17 protein-coding genes are annotated in these 15,818 nt (G+C 69.5%); 4 read left to right on the forward strand and 13 right to left on the reverse strand.

The window, feature by feature from the left end; genetic code table 11:
• The first annotated feature begins 5 nt into the window (after positions 1-5).
• Positions 6-737, forward strand: a complete 732-nt coding sequence (locus Aple_RS20095; RefSeq protein ID WP_155346172.1) for a (2Fe-2S)-binding protein — start codon at positions 6-8, stop codon at positions 735-737.
• Here Aple_RS20095 and Aple_RS20100 read toward each other — a convergent pair.
• Both Aple_RS20100 and Aple_RS20105 read right to left on the reverse strand, forming a co-directional pair.
• Entirely contained in the window at positions 710-1,243 is a 534-nt protein-coding gene (locus tag Aple_RS20100) for a cysteine dioxygenase (protein WP_155346173.1), read from the reverse strand. The genes Aple_RS20095 and Aple_RS20100 overlap by 28 nt on opposite strands.
• The gene (locus Aple_RS20105) at positions 1,240-2,166 is read right to left on the reverse strand and encodes an amidohydrolase family protein (RefSeq protein ID WP_155346174.1); all 927 of its coding nucleotides are present in this window, start codon (positions 2,164-2,166) and stop codon (positions 1,240-1,242) included. Before Aple_RS20105 ends, Aple_RS20100 begins: the two co-directional genes overlap by 4 nt.
• Positions 2,167-2,314: 148 nt before the next feature.
• Here Aple_RS20105 and Aple_RS20110 point away from each other — a divergent pair, with 148 nt between their 5' ends.
• On the forward strand, positions 2,315-3,301 hold the full coding sequence (locus Aple_RS20110; RefSeq protein ID WP_155346175.1) for a LacI family DNA-binding transcriptional regulator: 987 nt from the start codon (positions 2,315-2,317) through the stop codon (positions 3,299-3,301).
• Here the strand turns inward: Aple_RS20110 and Aple_RS20115 are convergent.
• Positions 3,284-4,585 (reverse strand): aromatic amino acid lyase, encoded by a 1,302-nt coding sequence (locus Aple_RS20115; RefSeq protein ID WP_155346176.1) that lies wholly within the window; start codon positions 4,583-4,585, stop codon positions 3,284-3,286. The genes Aple_RS20110 and Aple_RS20115 overlap by 18 nt on opposite strands.
• The gene (locus Aple_RS20120) at positions 4,572-4,946 is read right to left on the reverse strand and encodes a phage holin family protein (protein WP_155346229.1); all 375 of its coding nucleotides are present in this window, start codon (positions 4,944-4,946) and stop codon (positions 4,572-4,574) included. Before Aple_RS20120 ends, Aple_RS20115 begins: the two co-directional genes overlap by 14 nt.
• Before the next feature lie 138 nt (positions 4,947-5,084).
• Between Aple_RS20120 and Aple_RS20125 the strand changes: the two genes are divergently transcribed.
• Positions 5,085-5,384, forward strand: a complete 300-nt coding sequence (locus Aple_RS20125) for a hypothetical protein (RefSeq protein ID WP_155346177.1) — start codon at positions 5,085-5,087, stop codon at positions 5,382-5,384.
• 1 nt (position 5,385) lies between these two features.
• On the opposite strand, the gene Aple_RS20130 is transcribed toward Aple_RS20125, so the two are convergent.
• On the reverse strand, positions 5,386-6,201 hold the full coding sequence (locus tag Aple_RS20130) for an FAD:protein FMN transferase (protein ID WP_155346178.1): 816 nt from the start codon (positions 6,199-6,201) through the stop codon (positions 5,386-5,388).
• Between the two features lie 101 nt (positions 6,202-6,302).
• Here Aple_RS20130 and Aple_RS20135 point away from each other — a divergent pair, with 101 nt between their 5' ends.
• On the forward strand, positions 6,303-6,698 hold the full coding sequence (locus Aple_RS20135) for an OsmC family protein (RefSeq protein WP_155346179.1): 396 nt from the start codon (positions 6,303-6,305) through the stop codon (positions 6,696-6,698).
• A gap of 242 nt (positions 6,699-6,940) precedes the next feature.
• Here the strand turns inward: Aple_RS20135 and Aple_RS20140 are convergent, their stop codons facing one another.
• The 8 genes from Aple_RS20140 to Aple_RS20175 form a co-directional block, all read right to left on the reverse strand.
• Positions 6,941-8,173 (reverse strand): MFS transporter, encoded by a 1,233-nt coding sequence (locus Aple_RS20140; protein ID WP_155346180.1) that lies wholly within the window; start codon positions 8,171-8,173, stop codon positions 6,941-6,943.
• A gap of 11 nt (positions 8,174-8,184) precedes the next feature.
• Positions 8,185-9,177 carry a LacI family DNA-binding transcriptional regulator gene (locus tag Aple_RS20145; RefSeq protein WP_155346181.1) on the reverse strand — a complete coding sequence of 331 codons (993 nt, stop codon included), beginning with the start codon at positions 9,175-9,177 and terminating at the stop codon, positions 8,185-8,187.
• A 107-nt stretch (positions 9,178-9,284) separates the two neighbouring features.
• Positions 9,285-10,745 carry a benzaldehyde dehydrogenase gene (locus tag Aple_RS20150; RefSeq protein WP_155346182.1) on the reverse strand — a complete coding sequence of 487 codons (1,461 nt, stop codon included), beginning with the start codon at positions 10,743-10,745 and terminating at the stop codon, positions 9,285-9,287.
• A 76-nt stretch (positions 10,746-10,821) separates the two neighbouring features.
• A complete protein-coding gene (locus Aple_RS20155; protein WP_155346183.1) occupies positions 10,822-12,555 on the reverse strand; it encodes a thiamine pyrophosphate-dependent enzyme in 1,734 nt (577 codons plus the stop codon).
• Positions 12,552-13,310 carry an ABC transporter ATP-binding protein gene (locus Aple_RS20160; protein WP_155346184.1) on the reverse strand — a complete coding sequence of 253 codons (759 nt, stop codon included), beginning with the start codon at positions 13,308-13,310 and terminating at the stop codon, positions 12,552-12,554. The genes Aple_RS20155 and Aple_RS20160 overlap by 4 nt, the downstream gene beginning before the upstream one ends.
• Positions 13,303-14,040, reverse strand: a complete 738-nt coding sequence (locus tag Aple_RS20165; RefSeq protein ID WP_155346185.1) for an ABC transporter permease — start codon at positions 14,038-14,040, stop codon at positions 13,303-13,305. The genes Aple_RS20160 and Aple_RS20165 overlap by 8 nt, the downstream gene beginning before the upstream one ends.
• The gene (locus Aple_RS20170; protein WP_155346186.1) at positions 14,037-14,798 is read right to left on the reverse strand and encodes an ABC transporter permease; all 762 of its coding nucleotides are present in this window, start codon (positions 14,796-14,798) and stop codon (positions 14,037-14,039) included. The genes Aple_RS20165 and Aple_RS20170 overlap by 4 nt, the downstream gene beginning before the upstream one ends.
• Positions 14,795-15,733, reverse strand: a complete 939-nt coding sequence (locus tag Aple_RS20175; protein WP_155346187.1) for an ABC transporter substrate-binding protein — start codon at positions 15,731-15,733, stop codon at positions 14,795-14,797. Before Aple_RS20175 ends, Aple_RS20170 begins: the two co-directional genes overlap by 4 nt.
• Positions 15,734-15,818: the final 85 nt, after the last annotated feature.

Genomic DNA, 15,818 nt, shown 5'->3' on the forward strand with positions numbered 1-15,818 from the left:
GTCCCGTGCTGGCCGAGCTCAACGCGACCCTGGAGAAAGCCGCGGCCGAGCGGGACGGCATCCTCGGTGTGCTGCCGGGCCTGGTGGCGGAATCACCGGCGGGTGACGGCTGGATTCCGGCCCGGGAGCTGGTGCGGGAGCCGTACCAGGCGCTGGCCGGGTTCGTGGATGACACGGCCGAGCAGTGGAACGCGCCGCGGCACGTGGCGGCGGCCGTGTTCTGGAAGACCTACACGTATTGGCACACCTTTCCGATCGCGCTCGGGTGGGCGATCAACCGGCGTGTCCCGTTGATGCGGCTGGAGCACACGATGGTGCGCCCGTCCGACGCGGGAGTGACCATCGCGGCCACCGAGATCACGGTCGCCGTCGAACCCGGGGATCCCGTCGCGGGAACCCCGGGCACGGTGGTGAGCGACGACCTCGGCGCGACCATCAGGGAGGCGTTACTCGACGGGCAGCAGCCGCTGATCGAGGCGATCTCCAAGCTGACCCGGCTAGGGCGGCGCAACCTGTGGGGGTCGACCGCCGAGGCCTTCGCGGGCCCGCTCCTGGAAACCGGCCCCTACCAGCGGGCCGAAAAGCTACTGCGGGCGATCGGCCGCCCGGTGGACGGCCTGATCGAACCACATGAGGACGGCTACCGGCGGCGGACCTGCTGCCTGTGGGTCACCCTCCCCGACGAGGAAGCCTGCTCGACCTGCTGCATTCAGAGCGGGCGCAGCTCGTCGGCGTAGCTGACCGACTGGCGGCGCATCATGCCGTCGTCCCGGATCGAGTACTGCCCCAGACGCCATAACGGCGGCGAGTACGCGTGAATCGACACGCTGCCGTGCTCCGCGCCGGTTAGCCGGTGAATGTGGTCGGGGCCGAAGGTGAACGACTCGCCCGCGCTGACCATGGTCTCCAGGTGCTCGCCGCCGATCCGCGGGTTGCACTCGGTCAGCGCGCCGTTGACCACCCGGACCGCGCCCGAGGAGATGTCGTGGTCGTGCCAGCCGGTGTCGTCCTCGGGCCGCCAGCAGAGCAGCCAGACATCCACGTACGCGTCCCGGTAGAGGGAGGCGTAATGCCGCCCCCCGTCCTCCGCGCCGTCGAAGCCGAGGTGTTCCTGCCACAGCTCGGGCTGGGCGGCCAGCTCGTTGACGAGCGCGGAGAGTTCGCGCCGATCCAGCGCTCGCGCGGGCAGCTCGTCCAGGGGAGTCGTACATGTCTGACGAACCGGGATAGTGGGCGTGCTCATGAGGGCGACTCCTTTCGGGACAGCAGTCGGGCCGGATTGGCCACCTGGATGGCGTTGCGGGCGGCGTCGCCGAAGTCCAGCGACGCCGATTCGGCATAGGGCTGGTCGGATCCGTTCACGACCACGTCGATGCCGAGCTCACGGATGACGGCGTCGATGGCGCGCGGGCCGTAGGAGGACGTCTCGACGTAGAGGCCGGAGTCCACCTGGCCGCGACTGGTGCCGCCGCGATTGATCTGCCGCTCAGAGTGCAGCGGGGCGAGCCCGGCCAGCAGCGAGAAGCAGACTTTGAGGTCCGGGTGGCGGGGCCGCCCGAAAGCTTGGAACGCGTACCAGGACGCGTGCATTTGCTGGACATACGGGACCACGGCGGGCCACCAGGCGGGGTCTGGCCGCTCTGGAGCGGCGAGACCCGCCGTGCCATGGACACAGCTCGTCGCCGGGCCGGGGTGCACGAACAGGGGGAGGCCGCGGGCGACCAGCTCGTCCAGCAGGGGTGCCACGTTCGCGAGTCCCGCCTGGTCGGAGATCGCCGTCGCCGGGAGTTGGAGCCCGGCGAAGCCCGCGTCGAGGGCGTGCGCGAGCCGTACCGAATCGATATCGGTTACCGGAGCCGACGCCCAGGCCTGGAACGGCGCGGGGAGAGCGGAGGCGCCGGTGTGGAAGGCGTCGATGAGTGGCCAGGCCTCGGCGGGCGGGAGGTGTTCGATGCCAAGCGGGCTGGACAGGGAGACGAGCGCGAGGTCCAGCCCGGCGTTGCGTTTCACCCGCAGGTCGACGTCGTGGTCGTCGGGATTGACCTGGTAGGGGGGCTCGCCGTCGAGGATGAGGGTCCAGCCGTCCAGGTAGGGGGGCGCGGTGCGGGCGCGCAGCGCGGCGACGAAAGAGGACGGCCAGATGTGCTGGTGCACGTCCACGCCCATGGCCCCTCCTCGATAACCCCTATTCCCGACTGATATTACAGGGTATTCGTACCGCAACGGAACACTCGTGAGGTGAAACGGTTCACTGATACGCTTCAGTGAAGCGTTTCACCCCATTTGTGTCAAGGAGCGGGCGTAGGCTGATTCGATGCCTCAGCGCAAGAGGGCGACGATTCGCGAGGTGGCCAAGGCGACCGGCCTGTCACCTGCGGCGGTCAGTTACGCCCTGCGGGGCATGCAGGTCTCGGAGGAGACCCAGCGGCGGGTGCGCCGGGCGGCGGCCGAGCTCGGCTATGAGGCCGACCCGATCGCGCGGGCTCTGGCCAGCGGCAGGACCGGCATGATCGGCGTGCTCTGCTCCTCGCTCGAAGATCTGTGGCAGCAGTCGCTGGCCGTCGGCATCGGGCGCACATTGCGGGAGAAGGATCACTACGCGCTGATCCTGGACGCGGCGGGCGACCCCGACCGGGAGAGCACGCTCGCCCGCCAGCTGCGCGGCGTGGACGGCCTGATCGTCCAGCCGGTGGACCCGGCCGCGGCCTTCTGGCCCGCCCTGGCCGAATCCCTGCCCGTCGTGGTGATCGGCGACGCGCTCAAGGACGCGCGCACCGCCGCCGAGGTCGTCTTCGACAACCACAGCGGGGTGACCATGGCACTGGAGTACCTGCGCGCCATGGGGCACCACCGCGTCGCCGTGCTCACCCCCACCCAGGCCAGCACGCCCGACCGGCCGGCCGACCGGCTCGTCAACGACGAGGCGCAGCGGCTCGGCCTCAACATCGAGGTGCTCACCTGCCCGCAGGGCCTGGCCCCGGCCACCGAGGTGGCCCGCTCCCTGCTGTCGGCCGCCGCCCGGCCGAGCGCCGTCTTCTGCTTCTCCGACTCCATCGCGTACGGCGTGCTGATGGCCGCCAACTCGCTGGGCCTGAAGGTGCCCGGGGAGGTGTCGGTGATGGGATACGACGATCATCCGATGTCGGAGCTTCTGGGGCTGACCAGCGTCAACTGGAACCTGGACGGGATCGTGCAGGCCGCCGTACGGCTGGTGCTCGGTGCCGCGGACGGGACGATCCGGAGGCGGCGGATCACGCAGGAGCCGTTTCTGCGGGATCGCACCTCAGTCGGGGCTGTTTAGCCGTCTCCTGGCTGCCTCGATGTCGATCGGCCGGTCGGGTTCCGGGCCGTTCAGGGCGCGGTCGGCCGCGATCAGCTCGCAGGCCAGGACGATCTCGTACGGCTCACGCGTGGCCAGACAAGCCCGCGCCGCCTGAGTGGCGAAACCGGCGTGATCCTCGACACCTCGGGATATGACGGCGCCGCCCGTCGTGACGGGGGTCGCGAGCTGGCGGAGGGTGGCCAGGGCGTCCTGAGCGACGTACTCCAGGATGAGCAGTCCGGAGGCGCCCTCGGTGGCCGCCAGGAACGGGAGCCTGCCGGTGTAGGCGGGTTCCATCAAGGTGGCGAGGCGGGCGGTGGACAGGGACGCGGTCTGGGTGAGGGCGGCGCGCAGGGTGTCGAGGGTGAGGGCGATCGGGCCGGTGTGGAAGTTGCCGTTGTGAAGGGCTTCGGTGGTGATGAGGGGATTTTCCAGGGCGGAGTTGATCGCGGTGGTGACCGAAATTTCGGCGTTTTGCAGGGCGGTGAAGGCGGCTTGGTGGACTTGGGGGAAGGCGCGGTAGCCGTACGGGTCCTGGATTCTGGTGGGGTTCGTGGCGGGGAGGAGAGCGCGGAGCGCGGTGGCGACGTCGGTGCGCTGGACGGAGTCGGCGAGAGGCTGCATCGACGCCTGGACCGCCTGCCAGGTGCGTGCGGTGACTCTTATCGACGCTTCCAGGAGTTCGCGCAGGTCGTGGAGGGCGAGGGCGGCGTCGGCCAGGGTGAGGGCGCTGGAGCTGATGAACGGGAGGGCATCGGTGGGTTCTAGGGGAAATGTCGGGCCGTTCCACGGAATTTCGCCCACGAGGCAGAGGGCGGTGGTCGACAGGGCGGTCAGGTCGCCGGTGCCGATCGCGCCGTATTCGCGGATCGGCGGGATCGCGCGAGAATTGATCGCGTCCGCGAGGACCGGGAGCAGGGCCGGGTCGAGGCCGGAGCCGCCGCGGAGCAGCTGGTTGAGGCGGACCGCCAGCATCGCCGTGGCCCGCTCGGGACCGATCAGCGGCCCGGCCCCGGCCGCGTGACTGCGCAGCAGGTCCAGCCCCTGTTGTCCGGGCACGTCCTTGTTCGCGCCCACGCCGGTGGTCCGGCCGTACACCGGTCCGGCCAGGGCCGTGGCGGCGCGCCGGGAACGGTCGGCGGCGGCGGTCGAGCCGAGCGTGACCGTGGCGCGGCCGGAGCCGATCGCGCTGACCTGCGCGCAGGTCAGCGAGGTTCCGTCGAGAGGGACCTTTAGGGGGACGACGCGGTCAGTCGTTGACACCGAGGATCAGATCGAGCAGCCAGGACACGATGCCGATGATGATCGCGCCCCAGAACGCCGCCCAGAAGCCGTCCACGTGGAACGGCAGGTCGATCTTCCCGGCGATCCAGCTCGTCAGGTAGAGCAGGCCGGCGTTGACGACCAGCGCGAACAGGCCGAGCGTGAGCACGTAGAACGCGCAGCCGACGACCTTGATGATCGGCTTCAGGAGCGTGTTGATGATTCCGAAGATCAGCGCGACCGCGAGGAGCGTGCCGATCTGCTTGGTGGTGTCGCCGCTGGCGACGGTGATGCCGTCCACCACCTGGGTGGCGACCCAGAGGGAGGCGGCGACTACCAAGATCTTGAGGATGACCTTAATCACAGCTGTGATCCTTCCACGCCCGCACCCCGTTTGCGCAGTGCGAATGTGGATGCGTCATAGCGCGAACACATCGTCACACTATGTTTGCATAAGTGGTGATCCTGGGGGAAATGTCCAATTGGGGGTGGGTGAGAGATGGACGTCGACCAGTTGGCGCAGCTGTCCGCCAAAGAATTGCACGACCGCGCCGTACGCTACGCGGTCCGGCACGGCGACTTCGGATTCCTGTGGGAGCTGCTGAAGGTGATCCCTGCCGCCGAAGCCGCGAGCGGACACTCCGACGAGACCGCGAACGATCTCAGCCGGGTGTCCGCGCTGCTCAGCGACGCGCTCGGATCCGGGGAGGGCGAACTCGGCGACGCCCTCCGCCCGATCTACATCGACTACCTGGCGCGGCATCCGGACGCGCTCAGGAACTTCACCGAGGACGCGTAACTCACCCCGCCATGCTCTCGGGGGCATACGCGAGGAAGCCCGGCGTGGTTATGCCCTGGCCGTCGGAGGTGATGATCAGCACGTCGTACGGGGTGGCCTGGGTGTCCTTGGGGAGGGCCAGCAGGCGGGCGACGTGTTTGGCGCGGGCCAGGCCCATGCCGTACAGGGCGGCGGCGTACGCGCCCGCGTCAGCCAGATCCGGCCCGACCACGGTCACCCCGGCGATCCCGCTCGCGCGCGGGCGGCCGTCGTGCGTGGCGACGGCCAGATCGTGGGCGAACAGGACGGTACGCATCGCGTGGCTGCCCTGGTCGCGCAGGCCGCGCAGCCGCTCCCGCGCGCTTCGGACCGGATCGCGCACCCCGATCCGCCACGGCACGCCCGGCCGCGCCGACCCGCGCACCCGCACGTTCCCGCCCGCGCTCACGCAGTGATCGACCGCGCCCGCCGCCGCCAGCGCCCGCGAGACCCGCTCCACCGCCCATCCCTTCACGTATCCGGCCGGCGCCGGCTCCTTGCCGATGGAGGCGCGCAACTCGCCGCGGCGCTTCAGCACCTCGGCCAGCTCCGGCGCGCACTCCGCCAGCGAGAGCTCGTCCCGCGCGAACCGGCTCACCTGGCTGCCCGCGTCGCTCCCGTCGAAGGTCTCATCCACCCAGCGCAGCCAGGTGAACGCGTCATCCAGCAGCGGCCGCAGCTCCCGCTGGGGCAGCGCCGTCCGGATATCTATGCCGACCGGGGTGCCCATCACCATCTCGACACGATGTGCCCCGGGGAAGCGGGCACTGCGGTGGGCCTGGTCTTCGTTGATGTTCATCGGTCTCCTTCGCTCTGCACCCTGAGGTACGCGGGAGCTCCCGATCCTGTTCACAACTTCCGGGAAAGATCTCAGAATGATCTCGGAGTAGTGTGCTGCGTATGGCGCCAGTACACGTGGAACGCACTCCCGACGGCTTCGTCGCCAGCAACGAACGAGGCGCGCAACTCAAGATCGGCAGCGTCACCGACGAGGGCGTCTTCAGCCCCGTCGAACTCCTGCTCATCGCCGTCGGAGCCTGCAACATCGTCACCGTCGAACCCCTCACCGCCCAACGCGGCCACCGCCTCCCCCGGCTGGCCGTGTCCATCACCGCCACCAAAGCCGAGCCGACGCTGCTGGACACGGTGACGGTCACGTACGAGGTCGAGCTTCCCGAAAGCCTCACGCCGGAGAAGTTCGCCGAGATCGCGGAACGCGTGCACCAGCGGCATTGCACGGTCAGCAGATCCTTGGAGCGTGGAACAGAGGTCAAGCTCAACCTGCCTCAGGCCTGAGATCCAGACCAACTATCCACCCGTTCATGACGACTTCCATAAAGTCGGTTCTGTAGCGTGGAAGCAGGTCAAGGGGGCTGGAAAGCCACCACACAGGCTATATGTCACAAGGATGCGGGAGGGGAACCGTATCCCAAGCGGGGGAACCCGCCCAGAGCGCCTTTGGGGGAGGGCGCCTCGGCGGTACCGCTTAGTGAAAGTCGGGGCCGGACAGTTGGGGGACTGTCCGGCCCCGACTGTGTTTATGGCCGATCCTCCGGATCGGCGGTCATCATGGCTAGGCCGATGACCGCGAGGAGCCCGAGCGCCGCTGGGATGAGGAACACCATGGGTAGTCCGATGACGGCGGCTCCGACGCCTCCGGCGGCTCCGCCCAGGGCGGACGCCAGAGAGGTGGAGCTCAGGAAGATGGCGGAGGCGGTGGCGACAGCCGTCGGGAGAAGGCGCTGAGCGACGATGATCCCGAGTGCGGCGAAGACTCCCCACACGCCGCCCATGAGGATCTGTCCGGCGAACAGCCCGGCGGCCGTGCCCGTCGTGGCGAAGCAGATGTTGGCGGCGACCCCGAAAGCCGCGCCGACCACCATCAGCCGCATCATCCCGACCCTGCGTGCCACGAGCACAGCCAGGGGCATCAGAACGATCTCGACCAGCGGCTGAATTCCAATGATCGCGCCACTGAGCCCGGCGGGGAAATCGAGTTGCCCGTTCATGTAGATCGGCAGATACGCGTACTTGATCGGCTCCCCGGCGTAGACGAGCACGTAGAGCGTCGTGAACGCGAGCAACGGCAGCATCGCCCGCACGCCGGGACCGCGTGTGCCGGATCCCGAAGTCTGCCCCGTCGAGGCTGCGGCGGGCGGTGTCCTGAGCGCCCCGAGCGGGACGACTTGGGCAAGGGTGCAGATCGCAGTCGCGAGAAGCATGGTACGCAGCGAGGTGTGGGCGGCCAGAAAAGCCCCGGCGACCGGACCGACCACCCAGCCGCCGGTGAGGGCCATCCGCACGACGGCGACCACGCCGTCGTTGCTCGGGTTCGGGTGCGCCTTCAGCTCATCGTGGATGGCGGCGAAGAGCTGCGACGTAGCGGCGCCGGCGAAGCCGAGCACGACTGCGCTGATGAGGTAGGGCATCCACAGCTGTGTCGAAAAGGCGATGCCCACCCAGCCCACGAACCCCGCGACGGTGCAGGCGCGGAACAGGCCCAGGCGTGCGCCGGTGCGGTCCGATCGCGCACCGACCAGATAACCGGCCACTGGCGCGGTCAGGCTCGTCAGATAGAACAGGCCTGCCGCGGTGAGTGTGGCACCGAGGTCATTGACCAGGAACGATGCGATCTGGGGTGCGGCTGCCGAGAACCCGAGACCGGACAGGAACAAAGCGATGGTCGCGCCTCGGTAGAGCGGCGAGGCGAGCGTCAACCGGAGCGCCGACGTGCGCATCACAGGTTCGTCGACCTGCTCGTGTAGTGCCATCCCTGCTGCCTCTAGTTTCGGGTGCTGTCGCGGATGACGAGGTCGACCGGGAACCGCTGTCGGTGGCCAGGTTCCGGATCACCCTCCAGGAGCAGGCGGGCAGCGGCTGCGGCCATTTCCTCGACGGGCAGGCGCATCGTGGTCAGCGGCGGGTTGGTGCATACGGCGGCGATGCTGTCGTCGAAGCCGATGATGCTCACGTCGTCGGGCACGCGTCTGCCGCCGGCGGTGATGGCCTGGACGGCTCCGGCGGCCATCAGGTCGCAGGCTATGAACATCGCGTCGATGTCCGGGTGTTGTTCGAGCAGCTGTCGCGCGGCGCGGTAACCGCCATCCCGGTGGAAGTCGCCGTCGGCGCTCACGTCGGTCAGGCCAAGGCTTCGCACCGCTCGCCGGTATCCGGTACGCCGGTCGATGGCGCAGGGATTGAGGGCGGGTCCGTGAATGGCGGCGATCCGGCGGCGGCCCCGCTCGTGGAGTTGCTTGACCGCGGTGTACGCACCGCCGATGTTGTCGGCTTCCATGCGGGGAACGGATGAGGCGGTGGGCACCATCGAGACGGTACGGCGGCACCGACGGTAAAACCGGGCCGCCAATACCGGAGTGATGTCGGCGAGAACGGCACCGAGGGTGGCATTCGCGGCGATCTCGTCGATCGCTTCGGCGGCTGTCTCCTGGGCCACGGCGTGCAATCGCAGTTGCGCGTTGACGCCTTCGAGGACGGGCATCATGCCTGCCAGGGCGCGGCTGAAGTACGGATGCGTCCCGAGCCAGCCGATGCCGGAGCCATAGGTCACCGCGATGACGTCGACGGCGCGTTGGCGGCCGGAGACCAGTGCTCTGGCAGTCTCGTTGGGCTGGTAGCCCAGCTCGGCCACGGCCGCGTGGACCCGCGCGCGCAGCGGTTCGGACGCGCCGGGCGCGTTGTTGATCACGCGGGAGGCGGTCGCGCGGGACACGCCGGCCACGCGCGCGACATCCTCGATCGTAGGCTTGAGTCTCATCGGGGCCTGCACTCTCCATCACAGCGCTTTCGAGTCGCCGCAGCGTTCTGGACAGTAGACCCGAGAGCGCTCTCAGGTGAAGCGGCCGTAGCAGAGGCGGCTGCCGGTCAGAACGGGTAGCCGGCGATGTCGCCCTGCATGGTCAGCCACTGGGTGTGGGTGAAGGCGTCGGCGTTGGCGTGGGTGCCGCCGAAGCGGGAGCCGGTGCCGGAGGCGGCGACGCCGCCGAAGGGGGCAACGGCTTCGTCGTCGACGGTTTGGTCGTTGATGTGGACGATGCCGGAGGGGATGCGTTCGGCCAGGTCGACGGCCTTCATGACGTCGCGGCTGAGGATGCCTAGGGATAGGCCGTATTCGCTGTTGCCGGCCAGGGCGGCGGCTTCTTCGGGGGTGGTGAAGGGCATGACGGGGGCGACTGGGCCGAAGACCTCGTTGGCGTAGGCGGGGCTGTCGGTGGTGACTCCGGTGAGGACGGTGGGGCGGTAGAAGAGGCCTTGGTAGGTGCCGCCGGCGGCTAGGCGGGCACCGTTGTCGACGCTGGCGGTGACCAGGGCGTGGACCTTGTCGCGCTGGCCGGTGGAGATGAGCGGGCCGAGGGCGACGCGCTCGGTGGCCGGGTCGCCGACCGGGAGGTGGTCGGCCTTCTCCGCGAGGCGGGCCACGTATTCGTCGGCGATCGAGGCGTGTACGAGGTGGCGGCCGGTGGTCATGCAGATCTGGCCCTGGTGCAGGAAGGAACCCCAGGCTCCGGCGGAGGCGGCCAGGTCCAGGTCGGCGTCCTCCAGGACGATCAGTGCCGAGTTGCCGCCCAGTTCCAGGTGGGCGCGCTTGAGCAGGCGTCCGCAGGCTTCGCCGACCTTGCGGCCGGCGGTGGTGGAGCCGGTGAAGGAGATCACCGGCACGTCCGGGTGGGCGACCAGGGCTTCGCCTGCTTCGGGTCCGCCGGGCAGGACGTGCAGCAGGCCTGCCGGGAGTCCCGCTTCCTCGAAGATCCGGGCGATGGCGACGCCGCCGCAGACGGCGGTGCGCGGGTCGGGCTTGAGTACGACGGCGTTGCCGAGCGCGAGCGCGGGGGCGACCGAGCGGGTGCCGAGGATGAGCGGGAAGTTGAACGGGGCGATCACGCCGACCACGCCGACCGGGATGCGCCGGGCCAGGCTCATCCGGCGTTTGGCGGTCGGGATGATCTCGCCGATCGGGGCTGAGGCGAGCGCGGCGGCCTCGTAGCACTCCTGCGAGGCGACATGGGTTTCCACACCCGCTTTGGGCGGGATCGACCCGGCCTCGCGGATGATCCAGTGGTGGATGTCCTCGGCGTGCTGCTCGAACAGGAGACCCGCCCGACGGAGCACGGCGGCGCGCTCCTCGAAGTTGGTGGCCGCCCACTCCCGCTGCGCGGCCTTGGCCACGGCCACGGCCGCCGCGATGTCCTCGGCGTCGGCGATGCCGGTCCGGCCGATCTCGTGACCGGTGGCGGGCTCGACGACGGCCGAGTCACCGGCGCGCGATCTCGTCCATCCGCCGCTGAAAACTTGGCCGGTCCAGATCTTGGGGTCCATGAGCGACATGTGATCCTCCACAGGGTCAGGGGTGGAATTCGGTGTCGGAGCCACAGCCACATCGAGCAGCAGGGGTTCCACAGGTTCAGGGATGGAATTCAGTGTCGGGAATCACGGCTACGTCGAGCAGCAGGGGCTCCTCCCGAGAGTGCAGCGTGGGCACGATCTCGTCCAGGGTGGCGATCAGGTCGTCGTAGCCGCTCACCCGGTGCGCCGGGCAGCCGAAGGACCTGGCGAGAGCGGCCAGGCTGACCTCGTCGAATGCCGGCCAGGGCGCCTTGCCTCGGCCGCTGCGTTCGGCGAGCCGGTCCATCACGGCATACCTGCCGTTGGCGAGGACGACGAAGAGCGCGCCGACGCGATAGTGGGCGGCGCTCCACAGGGCCTGGATGCCGTAAATGGCGGAACCGTCGCCGACGACCGCGACGACCGGCCGGTCGGGGAGCGCCATCCGCAGGCCGACAGCCGCCGGCAGGGCGAAGCCAAGCCCGCCCATCGCGGCCGACAGAAAGCCGAGCGGACGGCGCGCGGGCAGCAGTCGATGCAGGTCGGGCCGCGACGAAGGCGTCTCTTCGACCACGATCGTCTCGGGCGCCAGCCGTTTCGCCAGCTCCCGAAGAACATGCGCGGCTCGCAACGGCACCTGCGGCAAACCACCCGAATCATCCACAGCGCCCGAGCCACCTGTACCCGACACGCCCGAATCAACCGCACCCAACACGTTTGGGTCCACCACACCCGACATGCCCGAATCGGCCGGGCCTGACACACTTGGGTCAGCTACGGCAATAAGCACACCCGAAGACATGCCCGAAATTTCGGTGGGTGGTAGCGCAGCTCGTACCAGATCGGTGAGTCGAGCGCAGGCCCGCGCCGGGTCGGCGAGGAGAGCGACGGCGGCGGGGCTTCGATGGGCCTCGGCGGGGTCGTCGGTGATGACGGCCACCGTTGTGCGAAGTTCGACAAGTGGGCCCGGTTCGTAGGGGTATTGCCGGAAGACGGGAGCCCCAACCGCGAGCACGACATCATGCGGGGAGAGCGCCGCCCGCAGACGCGTACGATCAGCGGGCAGGATCCCCGCGAACCGGGGATGATCCTGCGGAAACCCGGCCCGAGCCCCGAACGACTCCTGCCAGACCGGACACTCCAGCAGCTCGGCCAGCCCGACCAGAGCGTCCCACGCGGCGGGCGAATCGGCCCCGGCCCCGACCACCAGCACCGGCGACGCGGCCCTGGCCAGCAACGCCACGAGCGGAGCGAGGTCCTCGTCGTCCACCTTGCTCCCCCGCAGCAGCACATCAGGCGCGGCCGGAGCAAGCTCGTCAGCGAGCGCGTCCCAGTCGTCCATCGGCACTATGACCAGTGCGGGACCCCGCCCGGTCACGGCCTCGTGCCGGGCCCGCGCGATCGCCCCAGGAACGTCCTGCGCCCGCACCGGCTGATTCGTCCAGACCGGATAGTCCCCAGCCAGCCCCTCCAGCCGCCCGGTCAGGAACGGCTCCAACGCCAGATGCCGCCGATCCTGCTGCCCGACCACGACCACCAGTGGCGCCCGGTTCACCCGCGCGGTCGCCAGCGCCCCGACCGCGTTCCCCAGGCCGGCCGTCGTGTGCAGCAACACCATCGCCGGAGCCTCATGCGCGATCGCCCAGCCGGTGGCCATCCCGACCACCGACCCCTCGTGCAGCGCCAGCACGAACCGGAGATCATCCGGCCACCCGCCCAGCAGCGGCACCTCGGTCGACCCCGGATTGGCGAACACCGTGGTCAGCCCGGTCCGCCGCAGCACCTCGAACGTCGCCTCGCGAACCGTGGTCATCGCGCCCCCTTCGCCCGCTGGATCTGCGCGTACACATGCCCGCGCAGGTCCGCGAACCGGGGCAGCGCCCGGGTGCTCAGCTGATCCCGCTCGGCCGGTAGGTCGATCTTGAGATCCTCCAGCACCACGGTCGGCGACGCGGACAGCACCACCACCCGCTGCCCCAGATAGACGGCCTCATCGATGTCATGCGTGACGAACAAGGTGGTCGTGCCCAGCCGCTGCCACAGCGCCAGGATCAGATCCTCCAGCTCGGCCCTGGTCTGCGCGTCCACGGCCGCGAACGGCTCGTCCATGAGCAGCACCTGCGGCTCGTACGCGATGGCCCGCGCGATCGCCACCCGCTGCTGCATGCCGCCGGACAGCTGCCACGGATACGCCCCCGGCACATCGTCCAGGCTCACCGCCGCCAGCGCATCGAAGACGAGCCGCTCCCGCCGCTCCCGGGGAACCCGGCGCTCCTTCAGCGGCAACTCGACGTTCTGCCGCACGGTCATCCACGGAAACAGGCTCCGCCCGTACTCCTGGAAGACGACGGCCATGTTCGGCGGCGGTCCGGTGACGCGCTCGCCCGCCACGGACACCGTGCCCGCCGTGGCGGGAAGCAGCCCGGCGACGCAGCGCAGCAGCGTGGTCTTGCCGCAGCCGGACGGCCCGACCACGCAGACCAGCTCGCCCCGGTCCAGCGAGAACGTGAGCTCCCTGACCGCCTCCCGGCCGCCGTACTCCTTCTTCAGACCGCTGATCTCAAGCACGGTTGCTCCAATGCCAGAACAGGATCCGGCGTTCGAGCCACCGGAAGGCCGTGGACAGCGCGAAGCCCAGCAGGCCGAGCAGGAGGATGCCGCTCCACATCTCGGCGATCTGGAAGCCCCGCTGGAACAGCACGATCGTGAAACCCAGCCCGCTGCTGCTGGCGAACATCTCACTGATGACCATGAGGATGATGCCGACCGAGAGGGCCTGCCGGAGCCCGGCCATGATCTGCGGGCTGGCGCCCCGCAGGATCAGGTGGCGGCGGGAGATCCCATACATCCGGCACGTGTCGGCCAGCACCTCGTCCAGGGCGCGTACGCCCTCGACCGTGTTGAGCAGGATCGGCCACACGCACCCGGAGACGATGACCAGCACCTTCATGCTGTCGTCGATGCCGACCAGCAGCATGATCAGCGGGACCAGCACGGGCGGCGGGATCGCCCGGAAGAACTCCAGCACCGGCTCCGCCGTGGCCCGCAGCCGCGCGGACAGCCCGATCGGCACACCGAGCCCGACCCCGATGACGGTGGCCACCACGTATCCGGCCGCCAGCCGCCCGACGCTCGGCAGCGCGTCGTCGAGCAGGCGCTGCCCGAACCAGGTGTCGGCGAAGGCCCGGACGACCCGGAGCGGATCCGGCACGTAGAAGTTGTCCGCCACCGCGCTGTACGCCCACCAGGCGAGAACCAGCAGCACGGGCAGCCCAAGCACCCGCACGATCCCTCTCATGTTCCCCTCACCGACGGATGCCAGGCCAGAACCCGGCGCTCCAGCATCCGTACGCCGGCGTTCACCGCGATCCCGATCAGGCCGGTCAGCACCACCAGCGCGTACACGGTCGGCACCGCGCCGCCGCTCTGCGCGGTCTGGATCTCCAGCCCGAGCCCGGGACTGCCGATCACCAGCTCCGCGGTGATCGCCAGGATGAACGCCACCGCCGCCGCCAGCCGCAACCCCGTCATGATGTACGGCAACGCGGTCGGCCACACCAGATGCCGGATGGCGGACCACCGGCCCAGGCCGTACGCGCGAGCGGTGTCCCTGGCCACGGTGTCCACGTCGGCGACGCCGTACAGGACCTGGATGAGGACCTGCCAGAAGGCCGCGTAGACGACCAGCAGCAGGGTGGAGCCGAGGGACGCGCCGAACAGCAGGGTGGCCAGCGGGATCAGCGCCACCGAGGGGATCGGCCGCAGGAACTCGATGGTCGAGTTGGACGCGGCCCGCAACCCGGGGATCAGGTCGATGACCACGCCCGCCGCGACCGCGGCCACGAACGCGATGGCCAGGCCAAGCGCCCAGCCGCGCAGGGTCTCGCCCAGCGCGATCCAGAGTTCGGCCGTGCCCAGCAGCCCGCCGAGTTCGGCCAGGATCTCCGAGGCGGGCGGCAGGAACCGGGCGTCCACCAGGCCGAGCCGGGGCACGGCCTCCAGCACGGCCAGCAGCGCGGCCAGACCGGCCGCGCCATAAGCGATCGCTCGGGTCACGGCAGGAGCGCCGCGATGTCGGCCTTGTTCTTGAGCACGCCGTCGCCGAGGGCCGCGTCCGCGATGGCCTGGACGGAGTCGCGGTTGACCTGCGCGGGCCACTTGGGCAGCGTGATCTGGGCGATCACCTCGGGGGCGATCTTCGTGTAGCTCTTGAGGATCTCCCTGGCCTCCTCGGGGTGGGCCTGGGCGTAGTCCAGCGACTCGTTCATCGCGGCGGTGAAGCGTTTGACCAGGTCGGGGTCGGTGTCACCGCCGGTGAAGTACATGGCCACGGTCAGGTCGGGAGTGGCCTCGGCGTAGTTCCAGGCGACGGCGCGGGCGCCCTGCGAGATGGCCTGGCTGACGAACGGCTCGACCACCCAGATGGCGTCGACCCGCCCGTTCTGCAGCGCGGCGGGGGCGTCGGGGAAGGCCAACTCGACGAACTCGATCGTGGCGGGATCGGCGCCGGCCTTGCGGACAGTGGCCCGGATCGTGGTGTCGCCGATGTTCTTGAGCTGGTTCACCGAGACGGTCTTGCCCGGCAGGTCGGCGGCGGACTGGATCGGGCTGTCGCCCTTGACCAGGACGGCGCTGAAGTCCTTGCCCGTCTCGCCGGTGGAGTTCACTCCGTTGGCCACGACCTTGAGCGGCAGTCCCTGCTCGCGGGCGGTGAGCAGCGAGGTGGTGTTGGCGAACGCGAACTGGAACTGGCCGCTGACCACGCCGGAGATGCTGGCCGCGCCGCCCTGCACGGCGGTGATGGTCAGGTCGATGTTCTGCTTGTCGAAGAAGCCCTTGGCCTTGCCCAGGTGGATGGGCGCGGTGTCCACGATCGCGATCACACCAGCGTTGACCTTGTCTTTTCCACCTTCCTGAGCGGCGGGCGCGGGATCGGTGGATCCGCAGGCGCTGACGAGGAGCAGGGCGGCGAGAAGGAGAGCACGTCCCATGGGTTCACTCCATGTGTTCGTTATACGAACGAGAGTTCTCTCAGAGAACGTAGGCTCCAGGGCTGTCACCGTCAACGACAAGCGC

The sequence above is a fragment of the Acrocarpospora pleiomorpha genome (assembly GCF_009687885.1).
Lineage (GTDB): Bacteria > Actinomycetota > Actinomycetes > Streptosporangiales > Streptosporangiaceae > Acrocarpospora > Acrocarpospora pleiomorpha.